This window comes from Flexithrix dorotheae DSM 6795, assembly GCF_000379765.1.
Lineage (GTDB): Bacteria > Bacteroidota > Bacteroidia > Cytophagales > Flammeovirgaceae > Flexithrix > Flexithrix dorotheae.
Window position 1 is genome coordinate 1 of record NZ_KB903437.1, and the last position, 17,584, is coordinate 17,584.

General features: G+C 35.4%; 8 protein-coding genes. 3 read left to right on the forward strand and 5 right to left on the reverse strand.

The window, feature by feature from the left end; translation table 11 throughout:
* Positions 1-572 precede the first annotated feature (572 nt).
* The 3 genes from A3EM_RS0111650 to A3EM_RS42165 all read right to left on the reverse strand — a co-directional run bounded on the left by A3EM_RS0111650 (position 573) and on the right by A3EM_RS42165 (position 5,423).
* Positions 573-1,916 (reverse strand): hypothetical protein, encoded by a 1,344-nt coding sequence (locus tag A3EM_RS0111650; protein ID WP_211211961.1) that lies wholly within the window; start codon positions 1,914-1,916, stop codon positions 573-575.
* A 920-nt stretch (positions 1,917-2,836) separates the two neighbouring features.
* The gene (locus A3EM_RS0111655; RefSeq protein WP_245576499.1) at positions 2,837-4,339 is read right to left on the reverse strand and encodes a PQQ-dependent sugar dehydrogenase family protein; all 1,503 of its coding nucleotides are present in this window, start codon (positions 4,337-4,339) and stop codon (positions 2,837-2,839) included.
* Entirely contained in the window at positions 4,311-5,423 is a 1,113-nt protein-coding gene (locus tag A3EM_RS42165; RefSeq protein WP_020528394.1) for a plastocyanin/azurin family copper-binding protein, read from the reverse strand. Before A3EM_RS42165 ends, A3EM_RS0111655 begins: the two co-directional genes overlap by 29 nt.
* Before the next feature lie 223 nt (positions 5,424-5,646).
* Here A3EM_RS42165 and A3EM_RS0111665 point away from each other — a divergent pair, with 223 nt between their 5' ends.
* The 3 genes from A3EM_RS0111665 (at position 5,647) to A3EM_RS45755 (ending at position 11,392) form a co-directional block, all read left to right on the forward strand.
* Positions 5,647-6,543, forward strand: coding sequence for a sterol desaturase family protein (locus tag A3EM_RS0111665; RefSeq protein ID WP_020528395.1), 897 nt, complete (start codon positions 5,647-5,649; stop codon positions 6,541-6,543).
* A gap of 184 nt (positions 6,544-6,727) precedes the next feature.
* On the forward strand, positions 6,728-7,135 hold the full coding sequence (locus tag A3EM_RS0111670; RefSeq protein WP_020528396.1) for a hypothetical protein: 408 nt from the start codon (positions 6,728-6,730) through the stop codon (positions 7,133-7,135).
* A gap of 81 nt (positions 7,136-7,216) precedes the next feature.
* Positions 7,217-11,392 carry a TIR domain-containing protein gene (locus A3EM_RS45755; RefSeq protein WP_020528397.1) on the forward strand — a complete coding sequence of 1,392 codons (4,176 nt, stop codon included), beginning with the start codon at positions 7,217-7,219 and terminating at the stop codon, positions 11,390-11,392.
* A 104-nt stretch (positions 11,393-11,496) separates the two neighbouring features.
* On the opposite strand, the gene A3EM_RS0111685 is transcribed toward A3EM_RS45755, so the two are convergent.
* On the reverse strand, positions 11,497-12,912 hold the full coding sequence (locus A3EM_RS0111685) for a glutamate synthase subunit beta (protein WP_020528398.1): 1,416 nt from the start codon (positions 12,910-12,912) through the stop codon (positions 11,497-11,499).
* A 148-nt stretch (positions 12,913-13,060) separates the two neighbouring features.
* Positions 13,061-17,488: a glutamate synthase large subunit gene (gene gltB / locus A3EM_RS0111690; protein WP_020528399.1), complete on the reverse strand. Its 4,428-nt coding sequence runs from the start codon at positions 17,486-17,488 to the stop codon at positions 13,061-13,063.
* Positions 17,489-17,584: the final 96 nt, after the last annotated feature.

Consider the following 17,584-nt stretch of genomic DNA (forward strand, 5'->3'; position numbering starts at 1 on the left):
ACTTCTTTCTTACCTACTGCATTCTTACATCATTTCAAAGAACTTTATAGCACTTTTGCTATTGAGCATCTGCATGCTTATCCCCGCTACCAAATCCCCTTCTTCTTATTTCTAAATCGGAGTGCAAAGTACGCTAAACTTTTTGTTAACTCCAAATTAAATTTCAACTTTTTTAAAACTTTTTTTTTACTCTCTTTCGAATAAAAAAATAACTCCTAAACCCCTCAATACCACCTACTTAACTACACCCTCTCTCCTCTCTAACCCCTCTCGATTTCGGTGTGCAAACATCGATAAACTTTTTATATCTACCAAATGTTTTTTCAACTTTTTTGAGAAATTTTTTAAAGCCTTTTAAAGCCTATTCCTCAACTCCCAACCCCCACCTAAAACACTTCAAAATACCTCCATTTTCCCCTCTTTTCTTACCTCTCTCTCAGTGACGTTTCCCTGAAAGCGAGTGCAAAGGTAATCACTCACCCTTTAATTCCAATACATTATACCATTATTTTTTGAAAAAAATCTTAAAAAATACACAATAACCTCATTACCAACATCTTACAAATGAAAAATTATTGCAACACCTGTAAAAATGGTGATCCGTTTAATTTTTTACCATTGCTATTTTCATTAACCTGAAAAGTTGAAGTTGTAATTATATTATCAAGCCAGGTCCGTTCTTCTATAGTCACTCGTCCTTGTAATCCACTAATGGCCTTATACCTATTTTTAATTGATAGTTTTAGGTTTCTATTTATTACTGTACTTATTTCCGCTTCGTCTGGTAAATCATTCCCAAGTAATTTTAGTGAACCATTTTTAAGTGAGTGATAAATAATGCCCCATCTTTCAATATTTATTAGACTCTTATTTATAGTGGGATAATTTGACTTCAAGGTTTTTTCATCCAATTGGCATAATCCTATTGCTATTCTTCTTGCTAACAAGATATTCCTAAAGTTTTCCAAGTTCCTCATAGGATTTTTATTTTTCAGCTTTCCATTCAATGCAGGTAATCCTAATTCAACAGCAGAATTTCCCTCTGCCAATGTTTTTACTATGGTTTCTGCTTTTATAGAAATTTCCCGTTCTACTTTTAAATAATCTGCGCTTGCCTTATGCTTTTTATAAAGCAATTTTTGTTGATCATTAAAACCGGGAAAATTATTTATTGTATTTCTAACCTCTTTATCTAATGCAAAAAATGCATTAGACAATCTTTGCATTCCATAAGGATGATGCATTATAAGGTTCTTGTGTATACAGATATCACTTATTATACTATTTTGAATAAATGAAGTGTCTGAATCGGTAAGCACAATTCTTGAAATGATATTTGGCAAATTGCTAATCATTTCATTTAGATGCCTTAACTGCCTCCTTTTAATTTTTTTACTTTCAGAATAAAATCGACTCTCACAAATTACCACTGTAATTTTGTTGCTTTTGTCATTTTTAAGTAATTCAATAACTTCATTTGGGCAAGACGTTCCTCTACAAATGACTCCCTGGCTGAAAAAATGATCCTCAATTTGACGAATTGTATCTCTTGAATTTCCGATGAAAACAACCTCTCCTTTTTCCCTTGTCTCATATCTTCTTTCTTCCTGTAAAAGAAAGTGCGCATAATCCTCCAGGCCTTTAATTATTCTATTAATATATTGAATAATGTCATCATAAGATTTCTCGTCAAATTCCTGGATTAAGGTCAGGATTTGATTTAAATACTCATCTCCTCTATCTGACACATTCAATTTTCTGTGAAGGATAATTTTCAACTCAGGAAAATATCTATTTAAAATCAACTGTAAATGATTTTCATTTTTCTCTTTTATAATATTTGACTTTAGTTCTAATAATCTATTAATCATATAACCAAAATCATCATATAAATAAGAACAAACTTCATTTAACAAAATGTCATCAAGCTCCTCCTCAAAGCAATTTCTTATTTCCTTTCCTGATAATTGTTGAAATTCTTTTCCAGTTAAATAACTGACAGAGGGATCCTGGAGATACCTTAAATATTCAGGAAATTCGGAAGAATCAACTTCAAACCAAGAATCAATGTTCTCATCACTTATTACAAGAATTGGCTGTTTCAGGTGAAATTTATGCCGGATGTCACTGATTATTTTGGAATCAAGGTTTTCGGAAGTGGAATCCTTTGATATAATTATACCTTCTGAAGGAGTAAGAAGATCTTTTAAAGCATTCTGAGTATGCTTATGATATTCAATAATAGAAATATTTTCGGACGGAATAGCAGGAAAGCCTTCATTATAATGAAGGTAGATAAATTGATTTAGCATTTATTTGTTATTTGGTTTAATTGTATTGTAGGTCTTGTGAACCTATCAAAAAACCTAAGTCTAAAATATTGCCATTCTAAGATTGAATATTAAATTATTTATATATTACAATTCCTGAATGTGATTTGAGAAATGGAAATAATATGAATAACAATCTTAAAATCAGTTGTTTATAAATGAAGAAATTTTCTTCAGGAGGAATACTACCTTATTTAGTAGCAGGTAAGTATTGAACCTTAAAAAGAAAAATTTATGAAAGTCGCCCACCTTTTCCTTATTTCTTACATTTATCTTTAACTATAGGAGGGTTATTTATTTCAGCTCAAATGGGAATTAAGATAAAATTTCAGGAGTGATCAATCATTTTCCTTTCTATTTATTACATCCATCAAAAACTTCCTAATAAAGCAGAGGCTACTTCACTGAATGTTGAGATGGAAATTGAATGAATTCTGGAATGATTTTTCAGAATCCATTCAATTTGAGAATTGTGTTCTAAAATGGAGAATTCAAACCCTAATTCTTTATGACTTCAATTTATTGAGTGTGTAATAAATTGTCTTGTTGTTTATAGGAGTATTTTTTTTAGATTTTATATCCTCAGGAAGTGTAAGTTCATATATATAATTAGGCTTTAAATCTTCCAAATCAATAGATATCCCTTTTCCATCCTCCTTAAGCATGACATTTTTCACCTTAACTTCACTCACATCAAATTGCTTGGAACCATACTTTCGATGGTATTTATAATAATACCTTTTTATGGTGTAACTATAAGGATCATTAGCGCTTTCAGGGTTTATTGGAAGCGTAAAAGAAATATCAAATCCAGATTTGGTTAATTTCATTTCATAAATATCCATGGGTGTTTTACCATTCCAGGAAATTTTTTGCATTCCTTTTCCTCCTACCCAACCTCTATCCGATTTACCTACAAAAAGGCTCCCATCCGGTGACCAGGCAATTCTGTTATTTCCTTTTGTTAGGCCCTGATTACTCACAAAAGGAACACATGCCCCCTGAATCTCTCCATCCACTTCATCCAAAATTACCCTGAGTAAAAAGTCATGATCCATTTCACCGATTATCATCTGACCTTCAAATGGGCCAAATTCTCCACCGGTGTAATCAAAAACTGGCTGAGTGGGTGAATTTGCCAATATACTATGCGGAAATAAAACGCTTCCTTTCTGCCGCATTTTGTCCAAAACAGGGACTGGAATAGTCAATGGATCAATCCCTTCAAAACCTTTTTCCCAAACTAAACTTGAGGGATGACCGTAAAATTTACCCTTTTCCACATGATAAAGCTTACTAGTACCTAACCAATCTCCCTGATTATCTGTAATAAAAAGTCTTCCACTTTTATCAACTGCAATTCCATTCGGAGATCTAAATCCTGATGCCCATGGAATTAAGTCTCCATTTTCAGCATCTACCTTCATTACCCAACCCCTATATGGAACACAGGAATACATCCTTCCGGGCCGTCCCTCTGCTCTAAACTCTCCCCGGACTTCCTTCCAAATACCAGCACCATTGGATGCATCATTTAATGAAATAAAAAAATCTCCTTTTCCATCAGGTTGGGGTCCATAATTATATTCATGATAATTTCCTGAAATTCCAAACTGATCGGTAACGGTTTGGTATAAATCAGCTTTTCCGTCTTTATCAGTATCAACCAGCCTGGTTAATTCAGGACGGTGCATCACTAACATTTCAAATTCACTGATTGGATAAACTCCTAAAGGATCATGCAAACCTTTTGCAAATACTGACCATTCTTCGGTTTTAGGATCATAAATTAGAACCTCTCCCAAATGGAAACAAGTGACCATTCTTCCATCTGGCAAAAAGGCAATTCCCCCATTTTCAGCCCTCAGGCCAGCCGGAGTCTTGATATCGTCCACATTATAGGCATCATTTCCCTCTATTATTTCCGATTTATTGCAAGAAAATATTGACACCCCAAATAACACTGTAATTAAAAGATGCTTAATGCCCCGCATGATGATTTGTCCCAATTTCTTTATAGTAAACTTTAAAATTTTTCCCTTCCTCGGGTGTTAAATACAATTTATTTCCTTCCCACTTTCCTTTATCTGAACTTACTTCCATTTTATCATTAGATTTATCCGCTATATATATAAGCGTATTATCCAAATCTGAAACTTCAAATTGAACTGAATAACCAATTCCATTTGGATCTTCAAACGGTTGAATAAATTCATTTACCAAAGCCTTCCCCATTTTATAATTAAACTTTGGGAATCCATTTTCCAGCCGGTATCCCATAAATTTCACCTCTGGCTCGTTTTCCGAATTATCTAACCGAAAAGGAAAACCTAAAGTTGGTTTATAAAACACTTCACCTACAATTATAGACAATTCTTTTCCTTTTGCTTGCCATTGTTCTGAATTATCCAAAAACCCATCCTTCCAGGCATACCTAAACATGCATTTTCCAGCGTCCCAACTATAGGAAACTTTCTTATTCAATGCCACTGCTATTCCTGCAGGTCCACAATCAGGTAAAAATGTTCTATAAATTATTGGGTAAGTTAATGGATAGGGATGTGGTGAGGCTTTGCCAACTTCTTGCTTTTCTCTTTGGGATTCGGGAACATTTTGGTCAGTTTCTAAAGGAGGAAGTGCTTTGGTGGTCACATACATTGCCCCAAACATTATAAAACCATGACCCGGGTAAGTACATACATATGGATAAATACCTTCCTCATTGGGTACTGTAAATACTATTTCCTCTTTAGCGTCAGGATTTAATACTTTAATACTTGCAAGAATGGCTTCTGATTCTGGAATAAAATTCATTGAAGGGCCCGATCCACCTAAATTATTGGCCAGACCTACTATCTCTTCTCTTTTTCCCGGAAGCGTGAAAACTAAGTTGTGAGCCATTTCATCCGAATTCTCAAAGATAATTTTGACTTTAGTTCCTGGCTTAACCGCAAACCTTGGAAGGTCATACTTCAGTCCGGAAATTGCCTTGATCCGAATTTCTGTTAAATCCTGACTTTTGGCATATGGATGAGAAAAAAAAGCTCCTACTATTACAAAAAATATAAACCCCTTATTTAATAATAATCTCATGAATAATCTGATCCTATAAAAAGTTTGCCCAAAATAGGTAAAATATGATTTTAACAATAATTTTTTGGTTTGAAATGGGATAATTATTTACCTTTGATTGCCAAAACAGGATTAAAATAATTCTATTTTTCCTGAAAAATATCTCAGACCATTTTCTTAAGAACTTTATTTTTTAAAAAAATGCTTGTCGCACAAGTAATTAAAATTATAATCCAGCTTTTTTATGGAAAACTTGCCGATTAACGAGTATATCACCTATATATATCCATTCCTTATTCTTACCCTAGTTTCAGAGTTTATTTTTGCAAGGGAAAATTATATTTTAAAAGAAACACTTTCATCTTTTGCCATAGCAATAGGAGCAACAATAGTGGCTTCATTTACCAAGATTGCGGCTTTAGTTGTTTTTACATTTGTTTTTGAAGCTACCAAAGAATTCAGGCTGGAACTTTTAGGGTACGAATCGCTAGGATGGGCATGGTACATCTGGATATTAGCTATTATTGGGGATGATTTTAATTTTTACTGGCATCACAGGTTTAGCCATACCATCAGGTTATTGTGGGCCGCTCATATTCCCCACCATAATTCTGAAACATTCAATTTTTCCGTAGCTTTGAGAAATGGCTGGTTCATTACTTTATACAAACCTATTTATTGGCTTTGGATGCCCCTAATTGGCTTTGAGCCGGTAATGGTAGCCACAGCACTTATTATAAATGCTATTTTTCAATTTTTTCTTCATACCCAGCTTATGCCAAGTCTGGGTTGGTTTGGAAAAATTATCAACAACCCCTACATCCATCAGGCTCACCATGCCTGTAATATTGAGTATCTGGATAAAAATCATGGTGGCATATTTATTATCTGGGACAGGATTTTTGGTACTTATCAGGATTTAATTAAAGGTGTAAAACCTATATATGGGGTTTTAAAACCGCCACAATCTTTCAATCCAATTAAGGCAAATACTCATGAGTTTGAGAACATTTGGAGAGATGTAAAATCAACCAAATCCTTTAAAAACAAACTAAAGTATATTTTTTACCCACCCGGCTGGAGCCCGGACAAGTCCACCAAAACCGCAAAGGAAATGCAGCGAGATCTTGTTGCACAATAAAGTAATCCTGAAAAGATCAATATTCCATTACAACTGTGGCTCTGGTAGATTAGGAATAAATATTATTTCAATGCTCCGCAATTAAATTCCTGGTTTTATTGAAATATCAGGGTATATCGCTATTATTAGGCACTTGTTTTCCAAAGCAGGTATTATAATATTGATTTTAAATCTGATTTTCCACATGGAAGAAAAGAAGGTTACAGTTTATTTAGGCGGAATATCTTTAAATAATGACTGGAGAGAATTGGTTATTCCACAATTACAAATACACCACATCGATCCGTTGCAATTCAATGAAGTAGATGGGCTACAGGAAAAGGTTTTCAATTTGAAGGATGAATGTACCTTGATTTTTTATTTATTTCGTCCTGGCATGAACGGTTTTTTGTGTGTCCCTGAATTAATTGACGATTCCAACAAGTTTTCCGAAAAAACTGTCTATTGTGCAGTATTGGAAAATAATGACCAGGTTTTTACTGATCATCAAAAAAAATCTTTAGAGGCAATAGGGAAAATGGTAGAAAGAAATGGGGGAAGATGGATTAAAACTTTGGATGAAGCTATTATTTTTCTAAATTCCTTCCATTGATATTTAGAAAAACTCAAGTAAACCATATTCTACAAACTCCTTTTTAAATTTATATTCTACATAATTCCTTTTTAGGACTACATGAAAGTTTTTTTAGGCGGAACGGTAAATGGCTCCAAATGGAGAGATAGTTTAATTTCGGATTTGAAAATTGATTTTTTTAATCCAGTTGTGGATGATTGGAACGAAGAAGCCTATAAAAGAGAGCTTTATGAAAGACAACATTGCGATTTTTGTCTTTACGTCCTCACACCAAAAATTACAGGTTTCTATGCCCTTGCTGAAGTAACTGATGATTCTTTTAAAAGGCCAGACCGGACTATTTTCTGTTATTTAGCCAAAGATGGAAAAGATAAGTTCGATCAGGAACAGATTAATGCCATGGAAGCGCTTGGCAAAAGGGTTGAAGAAAACGGTGGAATATGGTATCATTCCCTTAATGAAGTGGCTAATTTTCTCAATTCGGGAAAAGCCCAGCAAATAATCAAAAAAAAGGAAGGTGAAGATTTTGATGATGTTTTTATTTCTTATGGCAGAAGACACAGTAAAGGGTTTGCCACTAAACTTCACAATGCTTTAGTAAAGGAAAACTTCAATGTCTGGTTCGATCAAAATGATATTCCACTTGGTGTAGATTTCCAGGAACAGATTAATGATGGAATAAGCAAAGCTCATAATTTTGTATTTATTATTTCCCCACATTCCATTCGGTCGGAATACTGCCTTAGGGAAATAGAACTGGCTGTAAAACTCAATAAAAGGATAATTCCATTATTACATGTTGATCCTGTGAACGAAATGGAAAATATCCACCCTGCCATTGCAAAAATTAATTGGGTTTACATTCGGGAAGAAGCTGATGAAAACCTTGAACATTCCCGTTGGAAACAAATCGATGATTTTTACGCTTCCTTTCAGGGCCTGATTCAACTGATAGGGAATCATGCAGAATATGTAGAAAAGCATACACGACTTTTATCAAAAGCACTTGAATGGGACAAGAATAAAAGGGACACCAAATTTTTGCTGGTGGGGAAAGAAAGACAAGAAGCTGAAAAATGGCTGGCAAGAGAGTTTAAAAAAGGACAACCGCCCTGTATTCCGACAGATTTACATTGTGAATATATATGTGAATCCAAAAAAAATGGGGAAAACTTAATGACAGAGGCTTTCATAGCCTATTCTGCAGAAAATAAAGAAATAAAGGATCAAATTAGTAAGGCCCTTGCCAGATTTGGTATTACTACCTGGCTTCACAATAAAGACATAAAATCCGGACAAAATTTCGACAAGGCAATTCTTGAGGGAATCATTCAGGCTGATAATTTTTTATTTTTCATCACTAAAGAATCTATCGTTTCTGAATATTGCATTAAGGAATTAGAATATGCGCAAAATTTCAATAAGAGAATTATTCCTTTGCTTATTGAAGAAATTGAAGAGGATGTCATTCCGAAAAAAATAAGTCAACTTCAATACATTAATTTTTGTGAAACCAACCCCCAGGAATTTCAAGCTGGAGTACAGGCACTTATTATAGAGCTCAATAAGGAAAAAGGCTATTTCCAAAAACACAAACGATATTTATCTCAGGCCATAAAGTGGGAAGAACAGGGCAAAAATGAAAGTATGCTGCTCAGGGGATACAATTTGCAGGATGCAGAAACTTGGCTGGAAATAGGAAAAAGAAGGGAGGATTACCAACCCACTAAAATTCATGATTTATTTATCAGCACGAGTGGCTCGAAAAGGCTACAATTATCCAATGAAGTTTTTATATCCTATTCCAGAGCAGACGGAGATTTTGCAAGAAAACTCAATGAAGCATTACAAATCCAGGGAAAAACTACCTGGTTCGATCAGGAGAGTATAGCCTCCGGGTCCGATTTTCAAACAGAAATTTTTCATGGGATTGAATCTTCAGATAATTTCCTATTTATTATTTCACCGGATTCGGTAAAATCTCCTTATTGCGCAGATGAAGTAGAATATGCCCACAGGCTTAACAAACGATTTGTTACAATTAACCATAGAAAAACACCATATCTCCATCCTACATTGGCGGCAGTCCAATGGATAGACTTCTCTGAAAATGATTTTAATGAGTCGTTTAATTCTTTGGTGAATGCACTGGATGTTGACCGAGGCCATGTGCAAAATCATACAAAATGGTCTCAGCGAGCCATTGAATGGGAAGAAAACAGTAAAAATCCAGGTTTACTCTTAAATGGAATGGAACTCGGATCTGCGGAATCCTGGCTCAAAGAAGCTGAAAAAAATCTAAAGAAGCCATTTCCTACTACATTACAGGTGGAATTTATCCGCGCCAGCAGTATTAAAACCCGAAAGGAGAATAAAAGGAAATTAATTCTTACAACCATGGTAATTGTTATGGCAAGCCTTTTTGCCATTTCCGGTTTTCTTGCCTATGTGGCTTATCAGGAAAAGAAAGAGGTTTCTCAACAAGCGAACTTTGCAAGAATTAAAGCTGAAGAAGCACAATTAGCCAAATTAGAAGCTTTTAAACAAAAAGAAACTGCAGACAGTCTTCGAATTATTGCTCAGGAAGAAACTAAAAAAGCAAGTGAAGCCAAAATCCTTGCAGAAAAAGCCAGCAAAGAAGCTATTGCTGCAAAGATAAAAGCAGAGGAAGCCTTAAAACAAGCTGTTGAACTTAGAAAGATTGCTGAACAAAATGCCCAGGAAGCAAGAAAGCAAACATTGCTGGCAAGACAAAACGCAATGAGGGCAGAGGAGGAAAGACAAAATGCTCTGAAGGCACTTGAAGAAGCCCTTAGGCAACAAGACCTGGCAGAGGAACAAAGAATTCTTGCGATGGAGAAATCTCAGGAAGCCAGAAAAAATTATCTGGAGGCTGAAAAACAGAAAGCCCTTGCCGATAGTGTGGCTCTTGTTGCCAGGCAACAACTGGAAATTGTACAACAAAGTAAAGAATTGGCTGAGGAAAGCAAGGCAGAAACTGAAAGAATTGCCTTACTCAATGAAGCCAAAATTTTATCAATTAAAGCGCTTGAATTATTTAATAATGGAAACCTTGAAGATAGCAAGCTTCTGGCTCTTCATGCATTTTTCATAAATGAAGAAAATAAAGGGCCCCAACAACTTCCTGAAAACTATACTGTTTTAAATGCCTTATCACAATTTGATACCAGGGACAAATCCACTGGACATAAATTTCAAGTAAAAGCTATTGATTACAATGACAATCATCAAATTTTAGCCACAGGGGACCGCTCAGGAATAATTTATTTAAGGAGATTTTTCCCTGGGCAAGTAATGAGAAGATTAAGTGTATTAAAAATAGATTCGGGTGTAACGCAATTAGTCATAAGCCAGGAAGGAGATTTTATGTTGGCCGGCTCTACAGGTGGAGAAATTCTGCTTTGGGAAATGGATAAAGCTAAATTTTTACCAAAATTCAAAAATCCTATTTTAGCAGGTAAACACAGAACGGCTATTAACCACATTGAATTTGTTCAAGTCCCAGGATCAAAAAAAATGTACTTTGCAGCTTCTGACAGCGAAAAAATCACTTTCTGGAGCCTGGAAAATGGTAAGCCACTGCAAATCGGATCTGTAAACCAAAGAGGTACTATTGGATTTAGTATTTCAAAAGTGGATGACAAAAATTTCCTGTTGGCAATTGGAAAGGGTAATAATATTGAAATTTTAGGTGTAACCCTATCTGGAAAAGAAAATAATCTGTCATTTAAAAATATTAAAAACATTCAATACAACTCTAAGAATTACAGACTAAGTGCCGGGAATTTATCTAAGGTGGCATTTAGTCCAAATGGTAATTATTTAATTTCTGGTACAAATTCCGGTGCAATTGAAGTTTGGGATGGTAAAAGCTTTGAATTAGTGACTACTCTTATTGGTCATACCGCACCTATTAATGTGCTCAAATTTTCCGAAAATGGAAGGAAAATCATTTCCGGTGGTGATGATAAAACCGCAAGGGTATGGACTGTGGACAATATGAACAGGTCTAATCCATTGATTTTACGAAATAAAACCAACATATGGGATTTGACATTTGTCCAAAATGAATCGAAAATTTTAACTGTTGGGGAAGGAAATGAATTTCTATTCTGGGGGGCAAATTCAAGAATTATTGCAGATGAGTTGTGCAAAACTGTAAACAAAAAATTTACAAAATCAGAGTTTGAAAAATATTCTCGGTTTCAGGTAAATTACCAAAATTCCAATTGTGTATCTTTTGATGAAAATTAGAATTTTTCTTTTAAATGAATAGTTGCTTGAAAAATTCGCTTCACAAAAAAAGACACTTGAAAAAGTGTCTTTTTTTGTACCAAAGGAAAAAAATTTCACGAAGATTATATTTCCTCGTCAAAAATTTTCTCCAAAATTTTATATGCCGCTTCTCTGCCATCTAATGCTGCAGTCACTACTAAATCAGCACCCCTGGTAGTATCTCCACCTGCATAAACTCCTTCTTTGGTAGTTTGTTGATTTTCATCTACTTTTATGGCTCCCCAATCATTTAGCTCAATTCCGTTTTTCTCCAGGAATTCCACTTTTTGGTTATTAAATCCAAGAGCAAGAATTATGACATCCGCATGCATGATTTGCTCAGATCCATCTAATTCAATTATTCGTCCTCGGCCACCATCTTTCCCGGGGATAAGTTCTGTCTGAATTAATTTCATACCAGTGATCATTCCTTTATCATCGGCCACAAAACTTTTCGGACTATTAAAAAACAAAAACTCAACTCCTTCTTCCTTTGCAGATTTTACTTCTTTTCGGCTACCCGGCATATCGGCTTCTCCTCTTCTGTACACACAATGTACTTTTTCAGCACCTTCTCTCACGGAGGTTCTTACACAGTCCATTGCGGTGTCTCCACCACCAATTACCATTACGTTTTTTCCTTTTACATCAAATTTTTTGTCGAATGGTAATTCTTCTATTTTCTTTTGGATGTTGGTAAGGAAAGGAACCGCCATAAAAACATTGTTACTGTTATAGGAGTCATAATCCAATACTTTTCCTTCCGTAGCCCCAATTCCTAAAAATACAGCTTCATGTGTTTTATGAATTTCTTCAAAAGAAATATCTTTTCCAATCTGAGTATTCAGATGAAGCTCCATTCCAGCCTCAACCAATAAATCAACCCTTCTTTTTACCGATTCTTTTTCTAATTTAAATCCGGGAATACCATAGGTAAGTAATCCACCAGCCTGATCTGCCGACTCATAAACCACAGGTTTTACTCCTGCTCTCAACAAAAATGTAGCACAAGACAGCCCGGCAGGTCCAGAACCAATAATCGCTACTTTTTTATCTGTAGTAATTCCTGGAAATTCTGGTTTAAATCCTTTATTGAACCCTCTTTCAGAAATTGAAACTTCAATAGAACCAATAGATATTGCACCATGACTGTGCATTTGTCCATCATTATTTTCATTTAGGGTACATGCCCCTTCACAAAGCCTGTCCTGAGGGCAAATTCTACCTAAAATCTCAGGGAAAGGCGAAGTTTCATTGGAAATCTGAAAAGCCAATTCCAAATCTTTTTCCGCAATAAATTTTAACCACTGGGGAATATTATTACTCAATGGGCAACCAGTAGCACTACAGTATGGATTTCCACACTGAATACATCTACTTGCCTGAACTCCTGCTTCTTCCTCAGTATAAAGCTCATTTATTTCTTCAAAATTCTGAACCCTTTCATTTGTCGGCTTTATTATGGGGTCAATTCTCTCAATTTTGGTAAACTCGTACATGAATTATATCTTTTAATTAAGCTGTAAATCAATTATCTGAATCCATTCCCAACATTTAATTTACAGCCTTAAATTATTTCAAATTAATCTTAAAAGTTTTCCTTTTAATCTATTTAGGTTACAAACTTCTTAATACAAAATTAATAAATTAATTTCCTTCCATAGGATTAAGAGGAGCCTTCATATCTTTAGAAGTTACCATATAGAAAAACCGAAGTTCCTCTCTGAAGTGTTCCAAAATAAATTTCGCCAATGGACTATGTGTCCTGTAATGGTAGCTTCTCAATATTTTCTTAAGGTAATGTCTTCCTTCATCACCTTCATCAGTGTCAATTCTTTCTGCCTTGATTAATTCCTGATTCATTTTATCAATGAAATTGTGATTCTTATCATAAACAAAGGCAACTCCACCTGTCATACCAGCGCCAAAGTTGTGTCCGGTTTCTCCAAGAATTACTACAGTTCCCCCGGTCATATATTCACAAGGATGATCACCCGTACCTTCTACCACTGCAAGTGCACCAGAGTTTCTTACACCAAACCTTTCGCCTACCTGTCCGGAGATGAAAAGTTTACCTCCAGTTGCGCCATATAAACAGGTATTTCCAGCCAGATTGTAAGTTTTCTTGTTATCTTCCGGGGTAATGATAATGTGCCCACCATGCATTCCTTTACCAACATAATCATTAGCAGACCCAGTTAATCTAATTAAAAGACCCGGTGCCAGGAATGCACCTAAAGATTGTCCTGCATTTCCGGTAAGATTAATGGTAATGGTTTCTTTGGCTAAGCCTTTGTCTCCATAAAAATCAGCGACAACCCCACTGGTCATTGCTCCAAAGCTCCTGTTGGTATTGCTAATTTTATGATTCACCACAATTGGGAATTGGGGAGCCTTAATTGTGGGAAGCACTTCTTTCAGGATATTTTGTTCATAAATATTTTTATCAAAAGGTTCATTGTAATTTACCTTTTTGATATTTTCTCCTTCAAGGTTATTCAACACAAAAGAAAAATCGAATTTTTTAGCCAATTCATCATTAACAACATTCAGTAACTGAGTTTGGCCAATAATATCATCGAGTTTTTTATAACCAAGTTTTGCCAGAATTTCTCTAACTTCCTGAGCAACAGACTGCAAGTAATTGATAATTCCTTTTACTGTTCCTGTATAGTAGGATCTCAGCATTTCGTCCTGAGTAGCAATACCTACGCTACATTTGTTTAAGTGGCAAACTCTAAGGATTTTACAACCAACAGTAGAAAGTAATACAGTTCCAAAAGCAAATGTTTCCGCTCCTAAAATTGCACCCTTTACAATGTCAAGCCCGGTTTTTAATCCTCCATCTGTCTGAAGCTCAACCATTTGTCTAAGCTGATTAGCCTTTAATGCATTATGCGCTTCACTCAAACCAAGTTCCCATGGGTTTCCTGCAAATTTAATAGAACCCAACTGAGCTGCACCAGTTCCTCCATCGGCTCCTGAGATAATAATTTTATCTGCATAAGCCTTAGCCACACCCACTGCAATAGTTCCAACTCCTGCGGTAGAAACCAGTTTCACACAAACTTTGGCTTTAGGGTTAATTTGTTTTAAGTCAAAAATTAACTGAGCTAAATCCTCAATGGAATAAATATCGTGGTGAGGTGGAGGTGAAATTAAAGTAACTCCAGGAATTGTACACCTTAGCGAGGCAATTAGCGGAGTAACTTTAGAACCAGGTAACTGTCCTCCTTCTCCAGGCTTGGCACCCTGAGCCACCTTGATCTGAATTTCTTCAGCATTTCTTAAGTACTCTGGTGTAACACCAAATCTGCCTGAGGCAACTTGCTTGATTTTACTATTTTTATTGGTGCCATATCTTCTTTTATCTTCTCCTCCTTCTCCCGAATTAGATTTTCCTCCCAAAAAGTTCATCGCCTCTGCGATTGCCTCATGAGCTTCCGGGGAAATAGATCCCAGACTCATGGCTGCAGAAGTAAATCTCCATGTAATATCTTCAATTGACTCTACTTCAGAAACATCTATTGATTCACGATCAGATTTAAACTCAAAAAAGTCTCTGATCATTTTCAACCCACGATTATTAATTCTGTCTCTTAACTCACCATAATCCTCCTCTCTTCCGCTCCTGGCAAATCTTTGAACTGCTCTTGCAACATCCGGAGAAAAATCATGGTATTCTCCTTTGTCCATATATTTGTAGAAACTACCTACTTCAAGTGGATACAACTTTTTAATAAGCTGTCTTTTAAATGCAATTTTATGAGTTTTCTGGATTTTGAATTCAATGTCCTCATAGCTAAGCCCCGGTATTAAGGGAATAGAGCTGCTGAAACAATCTTCCACTATTTCGGAACTCAGTCCAATTACATCAAATAATGAAGAGTTATGATAACTTTCAATAGTTGAAATACCCATTTTAGACATAATTTTTAACAAGCCCTGGTTCATAGCTCCATGGACTCTTTTCATACCATTTTTTATGTCTATTTCTCTCGCATTTTTATTTCTCTTTACAGTCTCGTAAACTGTTGCGTAGGTTAAATATGGATAAACTGCAGTGGCCCCGTAACCTAATAATACGGCACAGGAATGAGAATCTCCAACTTCACCGGTAATTGTTACAATGGAAACATTACTCCTAAGTTTTTTCTTTTTCAGTAAAGAATTCACATAACCTACAACCAAAGCCATAGGGATAAGCCTATTTTCCTTATTCAGCGCCCTGTCATCAAAAATCACCATTTTAATACCATTGTTTGCGACAGCATCAACAACTTTTTCTCCCAGTTGGTATAATGAAGATTTAAGATCCTTCTTAAAATAAGTAAAGAAAGTTTCATTCTTATAAACAGGATCATACAAGGGATTACCTATTGAACCAAAGGCTTTCAGTACATCCATTTTTTCTTTCGAAAGAATAGGATTCATGGTTTTAAGCCTATGTGCGTTCATCGGTCCATCTTTCAGGATATTATTTTTTGGCCCAAAACTTAAACTTGTAGACATCACCATTTTCTCCCTAATAGGGTCAATCGGTGGATTGGTTACCTGCGCAAATTTCTGTCGGAAGAAATCAGTGAAATTTCGTTGAATATTGCTAAAACAAGCTAGCGGGGTATCATCTCCCATAGAACCAATTTCTTCCTTGCCGGTAGAAATCATGGGTTTTATAATACTTTCAACTACTTCATTGGTAATATTATGGTATCGTTGGCTTTCAACAAGATTATCTAATTGACAATCGGAAAAATCGGAAAAATTCTTATCCGAATGCTCCATAAGATATGCGCTATTATCATTTAGCCATTTTCCGTATGGTTTTGCATTTTTCAGATAATCATTTATTTCTTCATTTTTCAGAATTTTTCCATATTTCAAATCTACCCCGATCATTTCTCCACTTCTCAATGTCCCTTGTTCTTTGATCAAATGATCTTCTATATCTATTACTCCATATTCACTGCTTATAATGAATCTTTCATCTGTAGTGATTATATATTTTGCCGGCCGCAGACCATTTCTATCCAATACACATCCTAAATATCTTCCGTTTGTAATATTTAAGGAAGCTGGACCGTCCCAGGCTTCAAAATTACAAGAAGTATATTCGTAGAAAGCCCTGATTTTAGCATCCATATGTGGAGCGTTTTGCCAGGGGGCAGGAACCATACTTCTAATTGCCTTGAAAAAGTCTACCCCATTATTGATCAAAAACTCAAACATGTTATCCACACTGGCACTATCACTTGCCCCGGAATCTAATAATGGAAGGATTCTTTGAATTTCAGTTTTTGAAAAAACCTCGCTTTCAAATTTTTCGGAATAAACATCCACATTAAACCTGTTGGCCTGAATTGAATTTATTTCACCATTATGGGCCAGGCTTCTGAATGGCTGTGCAAGAGGCCATCTGGGAAGAGTATTGGTTGAAAACCTTTGGTGGAACAAGGCAAAACTTGTTTCAAAATCATTTTCCTGAAGATCTAAGAAAAAATCCTTCAGGTAGGTGGGCATAATTAGTCCCTTATATGATATAAGTTTGTCTGAGAAAGAGCATACATAAAAATCCTGATCATCTCTTAATTGATGTTCTACTTCCTTTCTTGTTAAATAAAGAAGAGGTTCGAACCTCTTGGTTGACATTAAAGAATTCGGAATTACAAATGCCTGTACTATGTGAGGCATAATCTTATGCGCAAGCTCTCCAAGCACGTTGGTGTTCACAGGAACTTTTCTGTAAAACAATACTTTCAAATCATTTTTCTCACATGCTTCAGTAAATAACTCTTTATGTTTTTCACTTTTGATGAATAACATTGCCACTGCAAATTTGTCTGGTAAGTCAAAACCATTCATTTCTGCAATTCTATTCATAAAGCGATCCGGCATTGAGAAAAGAAGACCACTACCATCACCACTTTTTCCATCTGCTGCTATCGCACCTCTGTGGATCATTCTACCAATGGCTGTAATAGCGTCAAGGGTCATCTGCCTTGAGGGGATATTTCTATAATTTGCAATTAGGCCTGCACCACAATTATCCCTGAAGGAAGTCAGTAAGCTGTTCATATAAAATGAGCTTTAAGATAAGTAATTTAAAAGTATAAACCCGTTCATCAAAATGAAGACATATTCGTTTATGCGGATTCATTTAAATAAACTGGT